Genomic DNA, 20,115 nt, shown 5'->3' on the forward strand with positions numbered 1-20,115 from the left:
TCCCGGGCCAGCGGGGCAGAGCCTCGCTCTACGCATTCCGGGTTTCCGCCGTAGCGCCGGGCTCTGCCCGGCTGCTTCACCGGTAACCCGCTGCCTGCAGCTCGAACAGCTCCGCGTAGCGGCCGCCCTGGGTCATCAGCTGGGCGTGGGTGCCGCTGGCCTCGATCCGGCCGCCGGCCAGCACCAGAATGCGGTCGGCCATGCGTACCGAGGAGAAGCGGTGCGAGATCAGCACGGCGGTGCGGTTGTCCGACAGCTCCTTGAAACGCTGGAATACCTCGAATTCGGCGCGTGCATCCAGCGCGGCGGTCGGCTCATCAAGGATCATCACCTGCGCATCGCGCATGTACGCACGCGCGATGGCGATCTTCTGCCACTGCCCGCCGGAGAGGTCCACGCCCTGCTTGAAGCGGCGCCCGATCAACTGCTCATAGCCGTGCGGCAGGGCGGCGATGACATCCTCGGCCATGCCGCGGCGGGCGGCGTCGCGGATGCGCGCATCGTCGGTCATCGCTTCGACCAGGCCGACGCCGATGTTCTCGCCGGCACTGAGGTTGTAGCGCACGAAGTCCTGGAAGATCACCCCCATGTTGGCGCGCAGATCGTCCAGGTCGTAGTCGCGCAGGTCGCGCCCGTCGAGCAGGATGCGGCCTTCATCGGGGTCGTACAGGCGCGCCAGCAGCTTCACCAGCGTGGTCTTGCCCGCGCCGTTCTCGCCGACCAGGGCCAGCACTTCACCGGCGCGCAGTTCGAAGTCCAGATGACGCACCGCCCAGGCCTCGGCGTCGGGGTAACGGAAACCCACGTTCTCGAACACGAAGCCCTGGGTGATCGGCTGTGGCACCGGCACCGCATCGGGGCGCGAGTGGATCTCCGGCTGGATATGGAAGAACGAAAACAGATCGTCCAGGTACAGCGCCTGGCTGGCCACCTGCGAGAAGCCGATCAGCAGGCCTTCCAGCAGCTGGCGCAGGCGCAGGAAGCTGCCGGCCAGGAAGGTGAGGTCGCCGATGGAGAAGTCGCCGCGCACGGTGCGCCAGGCGATGTACGCATACGCGGTGTAGTAACCCAGCGTGCCCAGTGCGGCCAGCAGCGTGCCCCAGAACGCACGCTTGCGTGCCAGGGCGCGGTTGGCGCGGAAGAATTTCTCGGCCAGGAACCGGTACCGGTCGATCAGGAACCGGTGCAGGTTGAAGATCTTCACTTCCTTGGCGGTTTCCACGCTGGCCCCGATCTGGCGCAGGTAGTCGAGCTGGCGGCGCTCAGGCGTCCACTGGAAGTTGAGGCTGTAGCCCACCGCATTGAAATGCGCTTCGCCGATGAAGGCCGGCACCAGCGCCACGGCCAGCAGCAGGATCAGCCACGGTGCGTAGACCAGCAGGCCCACCGCCAGGCTGGCCACGGTGATGGCGTCCTGCACCTGGCCGAACAGCTGGCTCATCAGGTTCATGCGCCCCATGGTCTGGCGCCGCGCGCGGTCCAGCTTGTCCTGCAGGTCGGGGTCCTCGAAGTCCTCCAGGTCCAGCTCGGCGGCGTGTTCCATCAGCCGGATGCTGGTGACGTTGGTGAACAGCTCCGAGAGCAGCGCATCGGCGTAGCTGACGATGCGACCAAGCAGGTCCGAGCCGATCGCCAAGCCGAATTCCAACGCAAGCAGCGCCAGCAGCGGGTTGAGCAGGCCGCTGGACAGCGCCTCGCCGAAGGGCGGGAAGCCTGCCTCATGGCGGCTCAGCAGCAGCGCCGCATCGATGATGAGCTTGCCCACGTAGAGCATCGCCACCGGCAGCAGCGCGCGGATGACGCGCAACCCCAGGCTGGCAGTCGCCAGCATTGGGCTGGTCTGCCAGACCTGGCGCAGGAACGGGGGGAGATTGCGCATCGCCTGGAAGCGTTCGCGCAGGCTGGGATTCTTCTGGCCGGCGGGACCGGCAGCGGGGGAGGCGGGCATGGCACGCATTGTGCCAGCCCGCGTTGTGACAGAACGGTAGGTATCGACCGTTGGTCGATACGCGTTTTCAAATTACATCAACGGCGGCAACAGCCCCGCACCCAGCCGGTTCCAGGCGTTGATCACCGCGATGCCCATGCTCAGGTCGCTGATGCCCTTTTCATCGAAATGCGGCGCCAGCGCATCGAACGCCGCATCCGACGGCGCCGCCGTGCTGAGCCGGGTCAGCGACTCGGCCCAGCCCAGCGCCGCCTTTTCGCGTGCGTCGAAGAAGCGGCTCTCGTGCCAGGCGGGCAGGGTGTCGAGCTTGCGCGGCTCGATGCCACCCTTGCGCAGCGCCGTGCCGTGCATGTCCATGCAGTAGCCACAGCCATTGATCTGCGACACGCGCAGGAACACCAGCTCCATCAGCGTCGGGTCGATCGAACTGTCATGCACGGCCTTGCTGGTGGCCAACAGGCCCTTGACGGCGTCGGCGGCCAGGCGGAGGTAGGGAACACGGGGTGAAGCGGACATGGCGCAACTCCATGACGGCCGCAGTGGCCGTCTTCATCAGGAGGACGCGCCAGCACCGCGCGCTGTGACAAGCGCCTGCAGTTTTTCCGGATTGAGCACGCTGAGCACCTGCACGATGCGGCCGTCCTCCACGCTGATCAGCGTGACCGAGTGCAGCTGGTCACCGTCGAAACGCAGGATCGCCGGTTCGCCGTTGACCCAACCGATCCGTGCCGGGTGCGCGCCGTTGCGGCGGGCGATGGCCCAGTACAGCTGGGCGATGCGCTCGGCGCCGAGCAGCGGGCGGATTGCTGCAGTGACCCGTCCGCCGCCGTCGGAAACCATCTCCGCGTTGGCGTGCAGCAGCGAGAGCATGGCGGCCTGGTCGCCCTGCTGGGAGGCCTGCATGAAGCGGCTGAGCAGGTCGCGATGCTGGTCGGCACTGACCACAAAACGCGCACGCCCGGCCTGCAGGCGCTGCCGGGCGCGGTGCACCAGCTGGCGGCAGTTGGCCTCGGTGTGCTCGAGCAGGGCCGCAATCTGCGGGTAGTCGTGGTCAAACACATCCTTGAGCAGGAAGGCCGCGCGTTCCTCCGGCCCGAGCTGTTCCAGCAGGGCCAGGAACGCGACCGAGACGTCGTCGGCCCGCGCGTGTCGCTCCGCCGGGTCGTGCAGGGGATCGGGATCCAGCGCGATCTCCAGCGGTTCGGGCAGCCACGGCCCCACGTACTCGATGCGGGCGTTGCGCCGTGCCCGCAGCCGGTCCAGGCCGAGCCGGGTGGTGGCGGTGACCAGCCAGCCCTCCGGGTCGCGGATGCCGGCCACGTCGGCCCCCTGCCAGCGCAGCCAGGCGTCCTGGACCACGTCGTCGGCGTCGCTGCGGCTGCCCAGCAGCCGGTAGGCCAGGGCGAACAGGCGGGGGCGGTGGGTCTGGAAGGTGTCGGTAGGTTCCATGCCGGGAGGACGCTTCAGGGTGCGTGGCTGTGACAGGCGATACGCGGCCGGGGCCGGGATCGGGGGCGCTAACGGGATCGATTATCAACGCCGAATGGCGTCAGGGCGTAAAATGGCGGGCTTACCCCCGCCAGCCCCCAGCAAGCGAGCATTACGTGACATCGATCAAGCAGGAAGACCTCATCCAGTCCATCGCCGACGCGCTGCAGTACATCTCGTACTACCACCCGGTCGACTACATCAAGAGCCTTGCCGCCGCCTACGAGCGCGAGGAGTCGCCGGCCGCGAAGGAGGCGATGGCCCAGATCCTGATCAATTCCCGGATGTGCGCCGAAGGCCACCGGCCGATCTGCCAGGACACCGGCATCGTCACCGTGTTCCTGGAAATCGGCATGAACGTCCGCTGGGACGACGCCACCATGGGCGTGGAAGACATGGCCAACGAAGGCGTGCGCCGCGCCTACAACTACCCGGACAACAAGCTGCGCGCCTCGGTGCTGGCCGATCCGGCCGGCAAGCGCACCAATACCAAGGACAACACCCCCGGCGTGGTCAACGTCAAGGTGGTGCCGGGCAACACCGTCGAGGTGATCGTCGCGGCCAAGGGCGGCGGTTCGGAAGCCAAGAGCAAGTTCGCCATGCTCAACCCGTCCGATTCGATCGTGGACTGGGTGCTCAAGACCGTGCCGACCATGGGCGCCGGCTGGTGCCCGCCGGGCATGCTGGGCATCGGCATCGGCGGCACCGCCGAGAAGGCGATGCTGCTGGCCAAGGAATCGCTGATGGAGCCGATCGACATCAACGAACTGAAGGCCCGTGGCGCCTCCAACCGTGCCGAGGAGCTGCGCCTGGAGCTGTACGACAAGGTCAACGCGCTGGGCATCGGCGCGCAGGGCCTGGGCGGCCTGACCACGGTGCTGGACATCAAGGTCAAGGACTTCCCGACCCACGCGGCCAACCTGCCGGTGGCGATGATTCCCAACTGCGCCGCCACCCGCCACGCGCACTTCACGCTGGACGGCAGCGGCCCGGTGATGCTGGACCCGCCGTCGCTGGAAGACTGGCCGGAGATCACCTACGACGCCTCCAAGGGCACCCGCGTCGACCTCGACACGATCACCCCGGAACAGGTGGCCAGCTGGACGCCCGGCCAGACCCTGCTGCTCAACGGCAAGCTGCTCACCGGCCGCGACGCCGCGCACAAGCGCATGGTGGACATGCTCAACAAGGGCGAGCCGCTGCCGGTCGACCTCAAGGGCCGCTTCATCTACTACGTGGGCCCGGTGGATCCGGTGCGCGACGAAGTGGTGGGCCCGGCCGGTCCGACCACCGCCACGCGCATGGACAAGTTCACCCGCCAGGTGTTGGAACAGACCGGCCTGCTGGGCATGGTCGGCAAGGCCGAGCGTGGCCCGGCCGCGATCGACGCAATCCGCGACAACAAGTCAGCCTACCTGATGGCGGTGGGCGGTTCGGCCTACCTGGTGTCCAAGGCGATCAAGGCGGCCAAGGTGGTCGGCTTCGCCGACCTGGGCATGGAGGCCATCTACGAGTTCACCGTGCAGGACATGCCGGTGACCGTGGCGGTGGATTCCACCGGCGAATCGGTGCACATCACCGGCCCGCGCGAGTGGCAGGCCCGCATCGGCAAGATCCCGGTGGTCGTGGTCTAACGCCGCGCCTCCACCAACATCCGCACCGCCAGCCCGCCCAGCACGGTGCCCATCAGCGCGCGCTGCACCACCTGCCAGCGCGGGCGCCCGGCCAGGAACGCGGCGATGCTGCCTGCGGCCAGCACGATCACGCCGTTGACGCTGATGCTGGTGGCGATCTGCAGCGACCCCAGCAGCAGCGACTGCGCCATCACGCTGCCATGGTCGTGCGGCTGGATGAACTGCGGCAGCAGCGAGAGATACAGCACCGCGATCTTCGGGTTGAGCAGCGCGGTGAACAGGCCCATCGAGAACAACCGGCGCGGGCTGTCCTGCGGCAGCGTACGCAGCTCGAACGGCGAACGCCCACCCGGTCGCAGCGCCTGCCAGGCCAGGTAGAGCAGGTACAGCGCACCGCCGATGCGCAGCGCGTCGTAGGCATGCGGCACCGCCATGAACAGCGCGCTGATGCCCAGCACCGCGCACAGCAGGTAGACCATCAACCCCACTGCGATGCCGCCCAGCGAGACCAGCCCGGCCGCGCGGCCCTGGCAGATCGAGCGCGACACCAGGTAGATCATGTTCGGCCCCGGGGTGAGGACCATGCCCAGCGCGATCAGGCTGAAGGCCAGCAGGTGGGAAGGGTCGGGCATGGCGGCACGGCGCTCGGCAGGGGTGTGGGCTGCATGCTAGGCCGGTGCCGGGCAGCCCAACAGCCACAGTGGCGTGGCATTGCAGCGGCCATCTGTATCCATTGCCGGTGGCGGTGGTGCGGGCATAATCAAGGCTTCCCACCTGCAGGTTCCGCGCATGGCCACTACGTTGTATGGATCGTCCAGCACCGCCTCGCTGGTGGTGCACTGGCTGCTGATCGAACTGGGCATCGAACACAAGCTGGTGCTGCTGGATTTCGATACCCGCGAGCAGAAATCGGCCGATTATCTGGCGCTCAATCCCGCCGGGCGCGTGCCCACCCTGGTGATGGGCAGCCAGGTGCTGACCGAGGCGGCGGCCATCGCATTGCACCTGGCCGACCTGCACCCGCAGGCCGGGCTGCTGCCGGCACCGGGGTCACCCGAGCGCGCGCAGGCCTACCGGTGGATGTTCTGGTGCGCCAATACGCTGCAGCCGGCGTACCGCGCCTGGTTCTATGCCGACGAAGTGGCTGGCGCCGCGAACGTGGACGCGGTGCGCGACGGCGCGCGCCAGCAACTGGAAGCGGGGTGGGCGCGGTTTGCCGAGCACCTGCAGCAGGCAGGACCCTACGTGCTGGGTGAGCACATCAGCGTGGTCGATTTCATGCTGGTGATGCTGATGCGCTGGTCGCGCAACATGCCGACGCCCAGCGATACATGGCCGGAGTTGAAGGCGTATGCCGAGCGGCTGAAGGCGCGCCCGGCGTTTGTCGAGGTGTATCGCCGCGAAGGGATTACCGACTGGCGGTGATTACCGCGCAGCCACCCGTGGGGTGGCTCTACCTCTTTGCGCTCAATACCACTCCAGCAACGACACGCCCAGGCCGATGTACGTTGCCTTGTGGTTGTAATCGATCATGCTTTCGCCGTAACCGTCGAACACCTGCACGTGGCCACGCAGCAGGTTGCTGATCGGGAAGCCGTAATCGAGCTGCAGCGCGCCGTGCGAACGGTCGCCGCCGCGCAGCGAATGGCGTGCCATCAGCGAGACCTCGTGGCCGTTGCGGTTCCAGGTCAAGGTGGCGTCGCCACGGCCCATGTAGTCTTCGATGTCCGGGTTGTTGTCGTCCTTTTTGTCTTCCGGCAGGCGGTACCACGGGCGCAGCACCAGCGCCCAGTTCTCGCGGTCCAGGCCGATGTTGGCGATCACCCGGTTCCAGCTGCGCGACAACGGGTCGGCGCGACCATTGGACATGTGGGTCAGGCTGATCCCGCTCATGCGCCCGCGCCAGCCGCCGATGGAATAGCCGTTGCGGAAGACCATCATGATCTCCGGCTCGTAATTGGTCTCGCGGAACGGGCGCGAGTTGTCGGCGTTGTAGGCCTGCCAGCGCGAACTCTGGGTGTAGCCGGCCCAGATGTCGCCGTTGTCGCCGAACACGTTCTCCCAGACCTTGGTCTTGAAGCTGAGCTGGAACTTCAGCTCGTTGCTGTCCAGCTGCTGCGGCGTGTTCACCGTGTTGTCCGGGTTGGGCGACTGCGGCATCTGGTTCTTGTCGCTGGTCCAGAACGCCGGCAGCAGGTACACCGGCTTGTAGGCGCGCAGCTGGAACGCGCCCAGCTTGGAGTCCTGCGCCAGTTCCCAGCGGCTGTCCAGCAGCGAGCCCTTGCCGGCATTGGCCAGCGCGGCGTCGTGGCCATCGTTCTTGAACACTTCGCCCAGCCGCTGCTTGACCCGCTCGGTGGCCGGCGCGTCGGGGGTGCGCGCGGCCTGACGCTCTTCGCGGCGCTCCTGCTTGGCGGCCGTCGCAGCCGCGTCGGCGGCCAGCGTGGTGTCCGCCGTGGGCCGGAAGAGCTTGTCGAAGCAGGCCAGCCGGGCCGCGTCGGTGGCGACCTGCGCGCACGCTTCGGGCGAGGCCGGGGTCGGCGACGCTTCCTGTGCGGCCAGCGGCAGGCTGGCCGTGGCCAGGGCCAGGGCGGTGAACAGGGCGGAACGGGGGCGCGGGTTGGTCATGGGGCAGGCCAGGTAAATGAATGGTTAAACGCGGACAGTGTCGCCGCTGTCCGTCCTTCCTGCCAGCATGCCGGCAGGAAGGACGCGTGCAGTGACGGGAACAGCGCGTTTATGCCGGTGTCCCCCGTGCGCGGGGTGTGAAGCCGTTTGGCGGTCAGAAGAACCAGGCGAACGCGAAGATGCCCAGCATGGCGATGACCAGCGCCAGCTTCAGGGCGAAGCCGAGCAGGATGCCCAGCCACGTCGCCAGGCCGACCTTGGTTGAGCGCCCCAGCTCACGCGTATGCCAGTACTCCCCGAGCAGGGCGCCTGCCAGTGGCCCGGCAAACAGCCCGATAGGCATGAAGAACAGGCCCACGATGCTGCCGATGAAGGTGCCCCACAGCGCCTTGCGGCTGGCGCCGACCCGCTTGGCGCCCACCACCGTGGCCAGGATGTCCACCGCGAACGAGGCCAGGGTCAGCAGGCCCAGCACGGTCAGCGGCACCCAACCCACGTGCACGAAGCCGTCGGCCCACGCGGCCACCAGCAGCCCGGCGAACACCAGCGGAATGCCGGGCAGGGCCGGCAGGATGATCCCGGCGATGCCGATCAGCACCAGGACGACGGCTAGCACGTAGAAGATGAATGAAGGGTCCATGCTTATGAGTATGGTCCGTAATTTGGGGTTGACATATGTGAAATCAGGTAGTTGCTTTTTCGTTTTGCCCGGGTTAAGTTGCAGGCGCTGAGCTTGGCAAGGTCACCGTGGATCGTGGCCTGATGATGGTAGATCTTCCAGATCCGCTGCATCGTTGCACCTCGCTTCCCCCTTGCTGTCAGCCGCCCGCAAAGGCGTATCCAACGACAAAAGCAGAGACACCAGGGAGTAGTGAGATGGCTGATCGTGAAACGGGTACTGTGAAGTGGTTCAATGATGCCAAGGGTTTCGGCTTCATCAGCCGCCAGAACGGCGAAGACGTGTTCGTGCACTTCCGCGCCATTGAAACCCAGGGTTTCAAGAGCCTCAAGGAAGGGCAGTCCGTGACGTTCGAAGTGGTCAACGGGCAGAAGGGCCTGCAGGCCGACAAGGTGCAGCCGGCCTGATGCCGATTGCCACTGCGGCGTAGATGCGAAGAAGGCCCGCGCAAGCGGGCCTTCCTTTTTGCTTGCAGGGGCCGATGCGCCGATCAGCGCAGGATCACCCGGCCATTGACCACGCGCACATAGGTGTTCTCGCGGATGCCGCCCAGGTCGCGCTGGTTGACCACGATGGTGCGGCCATCGTCCATGCGCACGCTGATGTCGAAGGTGTCGCTGGTGACGTTCTTCTGGATCTGATTACCGGCCAGCGCGCCACCGACCGCGCCTGCAGCGGCGGCGATGTTCTGGTTGCCCTTGCTGCCGCCGGTGTGATCGGAGATCTCATGACCCGCCACGGCGCCCACGATGCCGCCGAGGATCGCACCGGTTGCCGTCGGCGCAGTGCGGCCGGAGGCGACCTGGTTGATGCGGGTCACGATGCCGCAGTCGGCGCAGCGGTTGGTGTTGTAGTTGCCACCGGAGTTGCCGTAGCCGTTGTTGTTGTTGTAGCCGCCACCGCCATAGCCAGGCGAGGTGGTGGCGCAGCCGGCCAGCGCGACGGTGGCAACGGCAGCAGCGGCAATCAGTTGGATCTTCATGGTGGTTCTCCTGGCCAGAAGGGGTGGTCGTGAATGCGTCTGGGTCGCATGGCGCCGATCCTGTCGTGTCCTGCGTGAACAGGGCGCCAATCCGCCACCCGCTACGTGGCTGCCAGATGAATCAGCGGAAATCCTGGTGGCAGGCCTTGCAGTCGGTCTGGATTTTTTCCACCAGCTGGCCCATGGCCACGCAGTCGGTGGGCGGTGCGGCCAGCGCGGTGTTGAGCGTGGCGCGCAGACCGCTGGCGTGCTGCTGGAACTGTGCGCTGTCCTTCAGCCCCGGGAATGCCAGGTCCAGGTCGTTGGACAGCGAACGCAGCGTCTGCAGGCGCGGCACGCTGTCGGCCAGGCTGCAGCGGTTCTGCGCCTGCGCATCGCGCAGCAGGCTCACCTGCCGCTCCATGACGTGCATCAAGCTGCCGGGGAACGGGTCCTGGCGGGCCTGGATGGCGCGCGACACCATCACCGTGGCGATCAGGCCGACGATCAACCCCAGAACGCCGACGAAGAGATAGCGATAGGCGGCAGAGGGGCGGCGGGGAGGGACGGGGGCATTCATGCGGGTGGCTTCCGTGTGGGTGGCTCGCTGCATCCTACCGCTGGGGGCACGCTGCGCGTACGTGCGGGGCCCCGGGCCGTCTAAAATAGGCGGCATGAATGACGTATTGCGCGAACGCTTTGCCGGCATCGACCGGCTGTATGGGGTAGGCACCGTGGATCTGCTGTCGCGCCGCCGGGTGGCGGTGGTCGGCATGGGCGGGGTCGGCTCGTGGGTGGTGGAAGCCTTGGCACGCACGGCGGTGGGGCACCTGACCCTGATCGATGCCGACGACATCTGCGTGTCCAACACCAACCGCCAGCTGCCTGCACTGGCCGGGCAGTACGGGCGCAACAAGGCCGAGGCGATGGCCGAGCGTTGCCGTGCGATCAATCCCGACATCGAAGTTGACGCTATTGCCTCCTTCCTCACCGTGTCGAACATGGTGGAACTGCTGGACCGCGACTTCGACCTGGTCATCGATGCCTGCGACAGCTTCCGGGTGAAGGTTGAAACCATCGCCTGGTGCCGCCGCCGCAAGCTGCCGATCCTGACCGTGGGCGCGGCCGGCGGCCGCACCGATCCGACCCTGGTGCGCATTCGTGACGTGTCGCGGACCGAGCACGACGCGATGATGGCGCTGATCCGCAAGAAGCTGCGCAGCGACTTCAACTTCCCGAAGAACGCCTCGCGCTACTTCGGCGTGCCGGCGGTGTATTCGCTGGAAAACGTGAAGTACCCGCAGGCCGACGGTTCGGTCTGCGGTGTCCGCCCGCAGCTGGGCGCCGACGCGGCGTTGAAGCTGGACTGCGGCGCGGGGCTGGGCGCGGCCACGCATATCACCGGCGCGTTCGCGTTCGCGGCGGTGGGCAAGGCGTTGGAGATGTTGATGAAGAAGAAGCCAGCGGCGTAACGCAACGCCGCGTAGGGACACGCCATGCGTGTCCAGCCGGGGATCAGGCATTGCGTGGGACACACATGGCGTGTCGCTACGCCAGGCCGAACAACCGCCGCGCATTCGCCGTGGTCTGCTCGGCAATCGCTTCCACCGTCTCGCCTCTCAACGTCGCCACGGTCTGCGCGATCACCGTCAAGCGCGCCGGTTCGTTGCGCTCGCCACGAATGCCGGCGTCCGGCTGGTCCGGTGCATCGGTCTCCAGCAGCAGCTGTTCCAGCGGCAGCACTGTGACCAGCCGCTGCAGGCGCTGCGCGCGGTCGTAGGTCAGCGGGCCGCCCAGCCCAACCAGGAACCCGAGCTTGTGCAGCTGCGCGGCTTGCTCGGGGCTGCCCGGGAAACTATGGATCACCCCGCGCAGCCCGCCCACCTGCTTGATCGCGGCGATCACCGCATCCACCGCGCGGCGTGCATGCGCGATCACCGGCAGGTCGAACTCGCGCGCGATGCGCAGCTGCCCGTCGAAGTAGACCTGCTGCCGGTCGGCATCCAGACCTTCCACGAAGAAATCCAGCCCGCATTCGCCCACCGCGCAGGGCCGCTCGCGGGCGATCCACTCGCGCAGTTGCTCCAGGTGCTCGGGGCGGTGCTGGTCCAGGAACATCGGGTGCAGCCCGTAGGCCGGGTAGAGTCCTTGGGCGAGCGCGCAGGTATCACGCAGCTTGGGCCAGCTGGCCGCCGTGACCGCGGGTACGACCTGCGCGTGCACGCCGGCCGCCTGCGCGCGCGCGATGACCTCGGCGCGGTCGGGGTCGAATTCGTCCGCGTCCAGGTGGCAGTGGCTGTCGATCAGGCTCACGCGTCGCGCCGGTCCAGGCGCGGCGGCAGGGTGTCGCTGCGGCGTTTCCAGTTGGCCAGCAGCAGCGTGCCCAGCCCGAACAGAATCTCGTCCACGAACGGAATCGGGTCCGGAATGACCAGCGTTACCGCGAACAACGCGGCGGTGATCTTGAACAGCGTGGGATAACGCAGCCGGCGGGCCCAGTTCATGACCGGCAACAGCAGGGGACCAGGCATCGGCACTCTCCTCGACAGATGCTGTAAACGCTATCACGAGCCTAATGATCACAGAACCTGAATGGGTAAGCGTGGCGTGTGCGTACTGTGGAGATTCCGTTCAGGCTCGACATGCTGGAATCCGCATCAAGAACGTTGCGGATCGTCCGCAGGGAGTCGGATATGAAAAGCACAACTACTACTGCCCTGGTCGCCGCTGGCGCCCTGCTGGTCGGCGGCATCGCCACCGCGGCCTTCATGAAGAGCGGCTCCCCGTCAGACCCGGTCACCGCCGCGCAGACGCGCCCGACGCTGGATACCACGCCGCTGGCCGACGATGGCGCGCGTACTGATGGCGTGGCCGTGGAAGACAAGGCTGGCCGTCTCGAATACGCCGACGTGGTCAAGGTCGATCCGCTGACCAAGAAAGAAAAGGCCTACGCCACCGTGATCGGCACCGAGCCGGTGCGCGAGACCTCCACCACCCAGACCCCGCACGAAGTCTGCCAGGACGTCGTTGTGCAGGAACGCCTGCCCGAGCGCGACGGCAACGTCGGCGGCACCGTGGCCGGTGCGGTCATCGGTGGCCTGCTCGGCAACCAGGTGGGCGGCGGCAACGGCCGCAAGGCTGCCACGGCCGCGGGCGCCGTCGCCGGTGGCGTGATCGGCAACCAGGTGGACAAGCGCCACGTGGGTGGCCGTGTGGTCAACCGTCCCGAGCGCCAGTGCCATACCGAAACGGCGACCTCCGAGTCGACCAAGGTCACCGGCTACAACGTGACCTACCGCAATGAAGACGGCACCACCGGCACCATGCGCATGGCCAGCAAGCCGGGCAACCGCATCCCGATGGGCACCAGCAACGCGGTGACCGGCTACAACGTCACCTACCGCTACGACGGCGTCGAAAAGACGGTGAAGATGGACAACAAGCCGAGCAGCGACCGCCTGCCGGTGGTCGATGGCCAGCTGGTCACCCAGACCGCCGCGCTGAGCAACAACCAGTAGTGCCGGGGCTCTGCCCGGCAGGCTCCGCCGGGGCTCTGCCCGGCAGTCTCCGCCGGGGCTCTGCCCGGCAACCCCAAAGAGGCCGGCATTTGCCGGCCTCTTTCGTTCTGCGAAGATGGATCCCGGCTTACCAACGGGATGCCCCCATGAGCATTTTCGACCTGCGCCTGGAAACCGACCGGTTGATCCTGCGCCCACCGCGCGCGGAAGACTTCGATGCTTTCCTGCAGTTCTGCACCGATCCGCAGGTGATGCAGCACCTGGGCGGCGTGCTGGCGCCGTCCCAGGCGTGGCGGAGTTTCAGCTGCCTGGTCGGCAGTTGGCACCTGTATGGCTTCTCGATGTTCTCGGTGATCGAGAAGAGCAGCGGCGAATGGGTGGGGCGCATGGGGCCCTGGCAACCGCTGGACTGGCCGGGCACCGAAGTCGGCTGGAGCGTTCGCCACGCCAGCTGGGGCAGGGGCTACGCACCGGAGGCGGCGGTGGCCGCCATCGACTGGGCGTTCGACACGCTCGGCTGGCAGGAGGTAATCCACACCATCGACCCGGCCAACGAGAACTCCAAGGCGGTGGCACGCAAACTCGGCAGCACGCTGCTGCGCATGGGCGAGCTGCCGCCGCCACACGACGGCAAGCCCATCGAGATATGGGGCCAGTCGCGGGAGCAGTGGAGAAGCACGCCGAGGTAAGCGCGCTTTTGTGCACCTGCGCTTGGCAAGCGGCGGCGATTGCGGCGATGCTCGGCCCGGTCGTCCGTTCGGCTCAGCTGGAGGGTGTGCATGTTTGCCGTGGTTCCCGATCCGATTCCCGCACGCATGAAGGCCCTCAACCGGGCCGAGATCTGCGACACCAATTTCATCGAATTCGTGCAGCAGTGGCGCGGTGACGCCGCCCCACGCCCGGCGCCGGACGCGCCGATCCTGCCCGGCAGCACGCTGGACGCACGGGGCTTCGACGCGCTGTTCGAGTCGCAGCTGGTCAGCCGCCACCTGGACCTGATGGCGCGCGTACTGCGCGTGCAGAACAAGGTCTTCTACACCATCGGCTCATCCGGCCACGAGGGCAATGCGCTGGTGGCGCGGCTGGCCCGGCACACCGATCCGGCGTTCCTGCACTACCGCTCCGGCGCGTTCATGGCCGAACGCTTCCGCCAGTTGCCGGGCATGGACCCGGTGATGGACGCGGCGCTGTCCTTCGCGGCCAGCCGCGACGATCCGGCCAGCGGCGGCCGCCACAAAGTGTGGGGCAGCAAGCCGCTGTGGGTGCTGCCGCAGACCTCCACCATCGCCTCGCACCTGCCCAAGGCGCTGGGCACCGCCATGGCGATCGAGACCGCGCGCCGCATTGGGCACACGCTGCCGGTTCCCGACGACAGCGTGGTGATCTGCTCCTTCGGTGATGCCTCGGCCAACCATGCCACCGCGCAGACCGCGTTCAACACCGCCGCGTGGGCCGCCTACCAGCGCTTGCCGGCGCCGATCCTGTTCGTCTGCGAAGACAACGGCATCGGTATTTCGGTCAAGACACCCGACGGCTGGATCGCCGACAGCTTCAGTCACCGCCCCGGGCTGGACTACTTCTTCGCCGACGGCCTGGACCTGGCCGGTGGCCATGCGCAGGTACATCGCGCGATGGCGCACTGCCGGCAGACCCGGCGGCCGACCTTCCTGCACCTGCGCACCACGCGGCTGATGGGCCACGCCGGCACCGATTTCGAGATCGAATGGCGGCCGCTGCCGGAGCTGTGTGCGGCCGAGGCCGCCGATCCGCTGCTGCGTTCGGCGCAGATCGCGCTGGCGTCGGGCTGGATGACGGCGGCTCAGTTGCTGGAGCGCTACGAGGCGATGCGCGCGCGCTGTTTCGCCGCCGCCGAGGCGGCCGACCAGCGGCCCAAGCTGCACGCGCTGGCCGAGATCGTCGCGCCACTGGCGCCGTACACACCGGCAGCGGTGCAGGCCGAGGCCACGCGACCAGCGCTGGCGCAAGCCCGTGAGGCCGCCTTCGGCGGCGCCGCGCAGCTGCCCGAGCGGCAGCCGCCGCGTCATCTGGCGATCCAGATCAACCAGGCGCTGCATGACCTGCTGTGCAAGTACCCGTCGTCGCTGCTGTTCGGCGAAGACGTCGCACAAAAAGGCGGCGTGTACACCGTCAGCAAGGGCCTGCTCAAGGCCTTCGGGCCGCGCCGGGTATTCAACACGCTGCTCGACGAGACCATGATCCTGGGCATGGCCCAGGGCCTGGCCAACATGGGCATGCTGCCGGTGCCGGAGATCCAGTACCTGGCCTACCTGCACAATGCCGCCGACCAGCTGCGCGGGGAGGCGTGTTCGCTGCAGTTCTTCTCCAACGACCAGTACCGCAACCCGATGCTGGTGCGGATCGCCGGGCTCGGTTACCAGAAGGGCTTCGGCGGGCATTTCCACAACGACAACTCGATCACCGCCTTGCGCGACATTCCCGGGCTGGTGGTCGGCTGCCCCTCGCGCGGCGACGACGCGGCGATGATGCTGCGCACCCTGGCTGCGCTGGCGCAGGTGGATGGGCGCGTGGCGGTGTTCTTGGAGCCCATCGCGTTGTACATGACCAAGGACCTGCACGCACCGGCCGATGCCCAGTGGCTGTTCCCATACCCCGCGCCGGACCAGGCGCTGGTGCTGGGCGAGGGCCGGGTGTATGCGCCGGAGGCCAACGATCTGGTCATCTTCACCTACGGCAACGGCGTGCCGATGAGCCTGCGTGCGGCGCGCACCATCGCCGCCGAGCAGGGCTGGCAGGTGCGCGTGGTCGACCTGCGCTGGCTGGTGCCACTCAACGCCGGCTTCATCGCCGAACAGGCCGCCGACGCCCGCCGCGTGCTGGTGGTGGACGAGGGGCGGCACAGTGGTGGCGTGGGGGAGGGCGTCATCACCGCCCTGGTCGAGGCCGGGCTCGGCCACCTGCCGCTGCAGCGCGTGTGCGGTGCCGATACCTATACCCCGCTTGCAGGGGCAGCAATGTCGGTGCTTCCAAGCGACAATGCGCTGGTAAGCGCCGCGCGGGTGTTGGCGCAGGAACACTGACGCATGTGTGGACTGGCAGGACTGTTGCTGGCCGCCCCGGTACGGGAGCAGGCCGCGTTGGAGGACTTGGCACGCCGGATGGGCGATGCCCTGGTGCACCGTGGGCCGGATGACAGCGGCGTGTGGGCCGACGCGGCCAGCGGCATCACCCTGGCGCACCGCCGGCTGAGCATCCTGGATCTGTCGCCGTTGGGCCACCAGCCGATGGCGTCCGACGATGGCCGTTACGTGCTGGCCTACAACGGCGAGGTCTACAACTTCGCCACGCTGCGCCAGGAACTGGAGGCGCTGGGGCACGCATTCCGCGGCCATTCCGATACCGAGGTGCTGCTGGCCGCGTTCGTGGCCTGGGGCCTGGACGAGACCCTGCAGCGCGCCAACGGCATGTTCGCCATCGCCCTGTGGGACCGCGCCGAACAGTGCCTGTGGCTGGCCCGCGACCGGGTCGGCAAGAAGCCGCTGTATTACGGCTGGGCCGGCGAAGCGCTGGTGTTCGGCTCCGAGCTGAAGGCGCTGTGGCAGCACCCGGACTTCGACAACGACATCGACCGCGACGCGCTGACCCTGCTGCTGCGGCTGGACTATATTCCCGCGCCGCACTGCATCCACGAACGCTGCTTCAAGCTCATGCCGGGCCGCGTGCTGCGCCTGGATGCGGCGGCAGTGGCCGCCGGTGCCGGCGCGCACCGGCCGGACCAGCAGCAGCTGCCGTTCTGGAATGCGCGCGAGCGCATGCAGCAGGCGCTGGCCGCGCCGTTCGTGGGTAGCGCGGACGAGGCCGAACACCAGCTCGACGCGCTGCTGCGCGACGCGGTCGGGTTGCGCATGGTGGCCGATGTGCCGGTGGGCGTGTTCCTGTCCGGCGGCACCGATTCGTCGGTGGTAGCCGCGTTGATGCAGGCGCAGTCGTCCACGCCGATCCACAGTTTCAGCATCGGCTTCGAGGGGTCCGACCACGACGAGGCCCCGTTGGCCAAGGCGCTGGCCACGCACCTGGGCACCGACCACACCGAGCTCTATGTCAGCGGCGCCGATGCGTTGGCGGTGGTGCCCGAGCTGCCGGCCATGTTCGACGAGCCGTTCGCCGATGCCTCGCAGGTGCCGACCGCGCTGGTGGCGCGGCTGGCCCGCAGCGCGGTGACCGTGGCGCTGTCCGGCGATGGCGGCGACGAGCTGTTCTTCGGCTACAGCCGCTACCAGCGTGCGCTGCGCAACTGGACGCTGCTGGGCCGCGTGCCGGCGCCGCTGCGGCGCTGGATGGCCGCCCATTCGCAGACCCAGGGCGAGGCCTCGCGTACCGGCGGCCTGGCCGCGTTGCTGGCCGAGACCGGGGCGCGTGGCATCGGCGATGTGTACCGCAACCGCATCTCGCGCTGGCGCGATCCGGCCGCCGCGGTGATCGGCGCGCGCGGCGCGGGCAGCTTCTATGACCTGGCCGACCCGCTGCACGGCGCGGGTTCGCCGGCCGACGCGATGATGCTGGCCGATTTCAGTACCTATCTGCCCGACGACCTGCTCTGCAAGGTGGACCGCACCAGCATGGCGGTCAGCCTGGAGGCGCGTGCGCCGCTGCTGGACTGGCGCGTGGCCGAATTCGCCTGGTCGCTGCCGCTGTCGATGAAGCAGCGCGACGGGGTGAGCAAGTACCTGCTCAAGCGCGTGCTGGGCCGTTACGTGCCGCAGGACATGGTGCACCGGCCCAAGCGTGGGTTTGGCGCGCCGGTCAGTGCGTGGTTGAAGGGCGACCTGCGTGGTTGGGCCGACGCATTGCTGGATCCGGCGCGGTTGGAGGCCGAAGGGGTGTTCAAGGTCGACGCGGTGGCGCCCCTCTGGGCGCAGTTCAAGAACGGCGAACGCAAGTGGCACACGCACCTGTGGAACGTGTTGATGTTCCAGGCGTGGCAGGCGCATTGGAAGCAGGTGCGGGCGCGGGTGTCGCGCGCCTGACCTTCACCGCCCGCAACGGTTGCGCGGCCTAGGCTGGGTCTCCCCCTTATCCGGAGACCCCTCATGGCCCACCCCACCATCGCCGTGCTCGTCGGCAGCCTGCGCAGCGGCTCGCACAACCAGGCGCTGGCCCATGCGCTGGAGAAACTGGCCGCCGGCAAGGCCACCTTCGAATACGTACAGATCGGCAACCTGCCGCTGTACAACCAGGACTTCGACAAAGACTACCCGGCCCAAGGCGTGCGGCTGAAGGACCAGATCCGCAAGGCCGACGCCGTGCTGTTCGTCACCCCCGAATACAACCGCTCGGTGCCGGGCGTGCTGAAGAACGCCATCGACCTCGGCTCACGCCCGTACGGCCACAGCGCCTTCGCCGGGAAGCCCGCCGCCGTGATCGGCGCCTCCATCGGCGCGATCGGCACCGCGCTGGCCCAGCAGCACCTGCGCAACATCCTGGCCTACCTGGACATGCCGGTGCTCGGCCAGCCAGAGGCATTCATTCATTTCAAGGAAGGCCTGATCGACGGGCAGGGCACCATCAGCAATGAGGGCACACGCGACTTCCTGCAGGGCTTCGTGGATAAATTCTTGGCGTGGATCGATACCCACCGTCCTGCCGCCTGAACCGCGCGGCGCGGGTGGTTCTGCGATAATGCGCGTCCCGGCGGCAACGCGCCCGGCACCTTCGGCTATCCACCGCTTATCCACAGAGTTGTGCATGGCTGTGGTGGCCGACCCGTGCCTACCATGTCCCACGCTCCACTCTGCAGGAAGAACACCCCGTCATGTCCGCCCGCTCCGGCTTCCGTTCCGACCGCAAAGAACGCGGTGACCGCTTTGATCGCGATGAGATGCGCATCGACGCGCTGCGCGTGCCCCCGCACTCGATCGAGGCCGAACAGGCGGTGCTGGGCGGCCTGATGCTGGCCCCGGAAAGCTACGACCGGATCAACGACCAGCTGACCGAGACCGATTTCTACCGGCGCGACCACCAGACCATCTACCGCGCGATCCGCGAGCTGTCCGAACGCGACCGCCCGTTCGATGCGGTGACGCTGGGCGAGTGGTTCGAGTCGCAGGGCAAGATGGAGCTGGTCGGCGACGGCGCCTACCTGATCGAACTGGCCAGCACCACGCCGTCGGCCGCCAACATCTCGGCCTACGCCGAGATCGTGCGCGACAAGGCCGTGCTGCGCCAGCTGATCCAGGTCGGCACCGACATCGTCAACGACGGCTTCCAGCCCGAAGGCCGCGAGAGCAGCGAACTGCTGTCGGCGGCGGAAAAGTCCGTGTTTGCCATTGCCGAGCAGGGCGCACGTGGCCGCACCGATTTCGTGGCGATGCCCGGCGCGCTGAAGGATGCCTTCGAAGAACTGCGCAACCGCTTCGAGAACGGCGGCAACATCACCGGCCTGCCGACCGGCTACGCCGATTTCGACGCGATGACCGCCGGCCTGCAGCCGACCGACCTGATCATCCTGGCCGCGCGACCGGCCATGGGCAAGACCACCTTCGCGCTGAACATTGCCGAGTACGCCGCGATCAAGTCCAAGAAGGGCGTGGCGGTGTTCTCGATGGAAATGTCAGCCTCGCAGCTGGCCATGCGCCTGATTTCCTCCAACGGCCGCATCAACGCCCAGCGCCTGCGTACCGGCCAGCTGGAGGACGAGGACTGGAGTCGCGTCACCGGCGCGATCCGCATGCTGAAGGAAACCAAGATCTTCATCGACGACACACCGGGCGTGTCGCCGGAGATCCTGCGTTCCAAGTGCCGCCGCCTCAAGCGCGAGCACGACCTGGGCCTGATCGTGATCGACTACCTGCAGCTGATGAGCGTGCCGGGCAACAGCGAGAACCGCGCGACCGAAATCTCGGAAATCTCGCGTTCGCTCAAGGGCCTGGCCAAGGAGCTGCACGTGCCGGTGATCGCGCTGTCCCAGCTCAACCGCTCGCTGGAAACGCGTACCGACAAGCGCCCGGTGATGGCCGACCTTCGCGAATCCGGCGCAATCGAGCAGGACGCGGACATGATCGTGTTCATCTACCGCGACGATTATTACAACAAGGAAAATTCCCCGGACAAGGGCCTGGCCGAGATCATCATCGGCAAGCACCGAGGCGGCCCGACCGGCTCGTGCAAGCTCAAGTTCTTCGGTGAATACACCCGCTTCGACAACCTGTCGCACGATTCGGTGGGTTCGTTCGAATAACCGGGCGGCGCACCACCAACGGTGGCGCGCTACCGCGGTAGGT

Annotated in this window: 20 protein-coding genes; 10 read left to right on the top strand and 10 right to left on the bottom strand. The window is 67.5% G+C overall.

Annotated features, from left to right (window positions below; all coding sequences use genetic code 11):
- Positions 1–76: 76 nt before the first annotated feature.
- The 3 genes from ACREPD_RS09115 to sigJ form a co-directional block, all read right to left on the bottom strand.
- On the bottom strand, positions 77–1,948 hold the full coding sequence (locus ACREPD_RS09115) for an ABC transporter ATP-binding protein (protein ID WP_431599022.1): 1,872 nt from the start codon (positions 1,946–1,948) through the stop codon (positions 77–79).
- A gap of 72 nt (positions 1,949–2,020) precedes the next feature.
- Complete coding sequence (locus ACREPD_RS09120) at positions 2,021–2,464, bottom strand: carboxymuconolactone decarboxylase family protein (protein WP_431599023.1); 444 nt, start codon at positions 2,462–2,464, stop codon at positions 2,021–2,023.
- A 36-nt stretch (positions 2,465–2,500) separates the two neighbouring features.
- Positions 2,501–3,397 (bottom strand): RNA polymerase sigma factor SigJ, encoded by an 897-nt coding sequence (gene sigJ, locus ACREPD_RS09125; protein ID WP_431599024.1) that lies wholly within the window; start codon positions 3,395–3,397, stop codon positions 2,501–2,503.
- A gap of 155 nt (positions 3,398–3,552) precedes the next feature.
- On the opposite strand from sigJ, the gene ACREPD_RS09130 reads away from it, so the two are divergent.
- Positions 3,553–5,070 carry a fumarate hydratase gene (locus tag ACREPD_RS09130; RefSeq protein ID WP_431599025.1) on the top strand — a complete coding sequence of 506 codons (1,518 nt, stop codon included), beginning with the start codon at positions 3,553–3,555 and terminating at the stop codon, positions 5,068–5,070.
- On the opposite strand, the gene ACREPD_RS09135 is transcribed toward ACREPD_RS09130, so the two are convergent.
- Positions 5,067–5,702, bottom strand: a complete 636-nt coding sequence (locus ACREPD_RS09135) for a LysE family translocator (RefSeq protein ID WP_431599026.1) — start codon at positions 5,700–5,702, stop codon at positions 5,067–5,069. The genes ACREPD_RS09130 and ACREPD_RS09135 overlap by 4 nt on opposite strands.
- 157 nt (positions 5,703–5,859) lie before the next feature.
- Here ACREPD_RS09135 and ACREPD_RS09140 point away from each other — a divergent pair, with 157 nt between their 5' ends.
- On the top strand, positions 5,860–6,495 hold the full coding sequence (locus ACREPD_RS09140) for a glutathione S-transferase family protein (protein ID WP_431599027.1): 636 nt from the start codon (positions 5,860–5,862) through the stop codon (positions 6,493–6,495).
- Between the two features lie 42 nt (positions 6,496–6,537).
- Here the strand turns inward: ACREPD_RS09140 and ACREPD_RS09145 are convergent, their stop codons facing one another.
- Both ACREPD_RS09145 and ACREPD_RS09150 read right to left on the bottom strand, forming a co-directional pair.
- Positions 6,538–7,698 carry a phospholipase A gene (locus ACREPD_RS09145; protein ID WP_431599028.1) on the bottom strand — a complete coding sequence of 387 codons (1,161 nt, stop codon included), beginning with the start codon at positions 7,696–7,698 and terminating at the stop codon, positions 6,538–6,540.
- Between the two features lie 154 nt (positions 7,699–7,852).
- Positions 7,853–8,338, bottom strand: a complete 486-nt coding sequence (locus ACREPD_RS09150) for a DUF456 domain-containing protein (RefSeq protein WP_431599029.1) — start codon at positions 8,336–8,338, stop codon at positions 7,853–7,855.
- A 236-nt stretch (positions 8,339–8,574) separates the two neighbouring features.
- On the opposite strand from ACREPD_RS09150, the gene ACREPD_RS09155 reads away from it, so the two are divergent.
- Positions 8,575–8,784, top strand: a complete 210-nt coding sequence (locus tag ACREPD_RS09155; RefSeq protein WP_431599030.1) for a cold-shock protein — start codon at positions 8,575–8,577, stop codon at positions 8,782–8,784.
- 83 nt (positions 8,785–8,867) lie between these two features.
- Here ACREPD_RS09155 and ACREPD_RS09160 read toward each other — a convergent pair whose 3' ends face one another.
- On the bottom strand, positions 8,868–9,359 hold the full coding sequence (locus tag ACREPD_RS09160) for a glycine zipper 2TM domain-containing protein (RefSeq protein WP_431599031.1): 492 nt from the start codon (positions 9,357–9,359) through the stop codon (positions 8,868–8,870).
- A gap of 121 nt (positions 9,360–9,480) precedes the next feature.
- Positions 9,481–9,918, bottom strand: a complete 438-nt coding sequence (locus tag ACREPD_RS09165; protein ID WP_431599032.1) for a hypothetical protein — start codon at positions 9,916–9,918, stop codon at positions 9,481–9,483.
- A 94-nt stretch (positions 9,919–10,012) separates the two neighbouring features.
- Between ACREPD_RS09165 and ACREPD_RS09170 the strand changes: the two genes are divergently transcribed.
- Positions 10,013–10,810: a tRNA threonylcarbamoyladenosine dehydratase gene (locus ACREPD_RS09170; protein ID WP_431599033.1), complete on the top strand. Its 798-nt coding sequence runs from the start codon at positions 10,013–10,015 to the stop codon at positions 10,808–10,810.
- 76 nt (positions 10,811–10,886) lie between these two features.
- Here ACREPD_RS09170 and ACREPD_RS09175 read toward each other — a convergent pair whose 3' ends face one another.
- Both ACREPD_RS09175 and ACREPD_RS09180 read right to left on the bottom strand, forming a co-directional pair.
- Entirely contained in the window at positions 10,887–11,651 is a 765-nt protein-coding gene (locus tag ACREPD_RS09175; RefSeq protein WP_431599034.1) for a TatD family hydrolase, read from the bottom strand.
- On the bottom strand, positions 11,648–11,869 hold the full coding sequence (locus ACREPD_RS09180) for a DUF6116 family protein (protein WP_421570918.1): 222 nt from the start codon (positions 11,867–11,869) through the stop codon (positions 11,648–11,650). The genes ACREPD_RS09175 and ACREPD_RS09180 overlap by 4 nt, the downstream gene beginning before the upstream one ends.
- Positions 11,870–12,031: 162 nt before the next feature.
- On the opposite strand from ACREPD_RS09180, the gene ACREPD_RS09185 reads away from it, so the two are divergent.
- The 6 genes from ACREPD_RS09185 (at position 12,032) to ACREPD_RS09210 (ending at position 20,072) form a co-directional block, all read left to right on the top strand.
- Positions 12,032–12,856, top strand: coding sequence for a glycine zipper 2TM domain-containing protein (locus tag ACREPD_RS09185; protein ID WP_431599035.1), 825 nt, complete (start codon positions 12,032–12,034; stop codon positions 12,854–12,856).
- Between the two features lie 146 nt (positions 12,857–13,002).
- The gene (locus ACREPD_RS09190; RefSeq protein WP_431599036.1) at positions 13,003–13,545 is read left to right on the top strand and encodes a GNAT family N-acetyltransferase; all 543 of its coding nucleotides are present in this window, start codon (positions 13,003–13,005) and stop codon (positions 13,543–13,545) included.
- A gap of 90 nt (positions 13,546–13,635) precedes the next feature.
- Positions 13,636–15,915, top strand: a complete 2,280-nt coding sequence (locus ACREPD_RS09195; protein ID WP_431599037.1) for a transketolase C-terminal domain-containing protein — start codon at positions 13,636–13,638, stop codon at positions 15,913–15,915.
- Between the two features lie 3 nt (positions 15,916–15,918).
- Positions 15,919–17,862: an asparagine synthase (glutamine-hydrolyzing) gene (gene asnB / locus ACREPD_RS09200; protein WP_431599038.1), complete on the top strand. Its 1,944-nt coding sequence runs from the start codon at positions 15,919–15,921 to the stop codon at positions 17,860–17,862.
- A gap of 63 nt (positions 17,863–17,925) precedes the next feature.
- Positions 17,926–18,486 carry an NADPH-dependent FMN reductase gene (locus ACREPD_RS09205; RefSeq protein ID WP_431599039.1) on the top strand — a complete coding sequence of 187 codons (561 nt, stop codon included), beginning with the start codon at positions 17,926–17,928 and terminating at the stop codon, positions 18,484–18,486.
- A 161-nt stretch (positions 18,487–18,647) separates the two neighbouring features.
- Positions 18,648–20,072 carry a replicative DNA helicase gene (locus tag ACREPD_RS09210; protein WP_421570924.1) on the top strand — a complete coding sequence of 475 codons (1,425 nt, stop codon included), beginning with the start codon at positions 18,648–18,650 and terminating at the stop codon, positions 20,070–20,072.
- Positions 20,073–20,115 lie beyond the last annotated feature (43 nt).

The organism is Stenotrophomonas sp., assembly GCF_050737075.1.
GTDB lineage: Bacteria > Pseudomonadota > Gammaproteobacteria > Xanthomonadales > Xanthomonadaceae > Stenotrophomonas.

Coding starts and splice junctions, on each gene's coding strand:
- ACREPD_RS09210 (WP_421570924.1), top strand. CDS start 18,648: ATGTCCGCCCGCTCCGGCTTCCGTTCCGACCGCAAAGAACGCGGTGAC.
- ACREPD_RS09145 (WP_431599028.1), bottom strand. CDS start 7,698: ATGACCAACCCGCGCCCCCGTTCCGCCCTGTTCACCGCCCTGGCCCTG.
- sigJ (WP_431599024.1), bottom strand. CDS start 3,397: ATGGAACCTACCGACACCTTCCAGACCCACCGCCCCCGCCTGTTCGCC.
- ACREPD_RS09185 (WP_431599035.1), top strand. CDS start 12,032: ATGAAAAGCACAACTACTACTGCCCTGGTCGCCGCTGGCGCCCTGCTG.
- ACREPD_RS09115 (WP_431599022.1), bottom strand. CDS start 1,948: ATGCCCGCCTCCCCCGCTGCCGGTCCCGCCGGCCAGAAGAATCCCAGC.
- ACREPD_RS09195 (WP_431599037.1), top strand. CDS start 13,636: ATGTTTGCCGTGGTTCCCGATCCGATTCCCGCACGCATGAAGGCCCTC.
- ACREPD_RS09205 (WP_431599039.1), top strand. CDS start 17,926: ATGGCCCACCCCACCATCGCCGTGCTCGTCGGCAGCCTGCGCAGCGGC.
- ACREPD_RS09120 (WP_431599023.1), bottom strand. CDS start 2,464: ATGTCCGCTTCACCCCGTGTTCCCTACCTCCGCCTGGCCGCCGACGCC.
- ACREPD_RS09155 (WP_431599030.1), top strand. CDS start 8,575: ATGGCTGATCGTGAAACGGGTACTGTGAAGTGGTTCAATGATGCCAAG.
- ACREPD_RS09170 (WP_431599033.1), top strand. CDS start 10,013: ATGAATGACGTATTGCGCGAACGCTTTGCCGGCATCGACCGGCTGTAT.
- ACREPD_RS09180 (WP_421570918.1), bottom strand. CDS start 11,869: ATGCCTGGTCCCCTGCTGTTGCCGGTCATGAACTGGGCCCGCCGGCTG.
- ACREPD_RS09150 (WP_431599029.1), bottom strand. CDS start 8,338: ATGGACCCTTCATTCATCTTCTACGTGCTAGCCGTCGTCCTGGTGCTG.
- asnB (WP_431599038.1), top strand. CDS start 15,919: ATGTGTGGACTGGCAGGACTGTTGCTGGCCGCCCCGGTACGGGAGCAG.
- ACREPD_RS09190 (WP_431599036.1), top strand. CDS start 13,003: ATGAGCATTTTCGACCTGCGCCTGGAAACCGACCGGTTGATCCTGCGC.
- ACREPD_RS09160 (WP_431599031.1), bottom strand. CDS start 9,359: ATGAAGATCCAACTGATTGCCGCTGCTGCCGTTGCCACCGTCGCGCTG.
- ACREPD_RS09135 (WP_431599026.1), bottom strand. CDS start 5,702: ATGCCCGACCCTTCCCACCTGCTGGCCTTCAGCCTGATCGCGCTGGGC.
- ACREPD_RS09140 (WP_431599027.1), top strand. CDS start 5,860: ATGGCCACTACGTTGTATGGATCGTCCAGCACCGCCTCGCTGGTGGTG.
- ACREPD_RS09165 (WP_431599032.1), bottom strand. CDS start 9,918: ATGAATGCCCCCGTCCCTCCCCGCCGCCCCTCTGCCGCCTATCGCTAT.